1 protein-coding gene is annotated in these 236 nt (G+C 58.1%); it reads left to right on the top strand.

The window, feature by feature from the left end:
• A partial coding sequence (locus tag KAJ71_RS23355; protein ID WP_248947810.1) for an FtsW/RodA/SpoVE family cell cycle protein occupies positions 1-236 on the top strand: 236 nt, incomplete at both ends.

Below are 236 nucleotides of genomic sequence, written 5' to 3' on the forward strand. Positions count from 1 at the left end.
TGCAGAAGCAGTTCTACCTGCCGGAAGCCCACACCGACTTCGTGTTCTCGGTACTCGCCGAAGAGCTGGGTGTGGTCGGCTCGCTGTGCACCGTCGCGCTGTTCGTATTCGTGTGTGTTCGCGGCATGTACATCGGCTTGTGGGCTGAAAAGGCCAAGCAATATTTCGCCGCTTACGTGGCGTACGGCTTGTCGTTCCTGTGGATCGGCCAGTTCCTGATCAACATCGGGGTGAAC

The organism is Serratia silvae (assembly GCF_023282985.1).
GTDB classification, from domain to species: Bacteria; Pseudomonadota; Gammaproteobacteria; order Enterobacterales; family Enterobacteriaceae; genus Chania; species Chania silvae.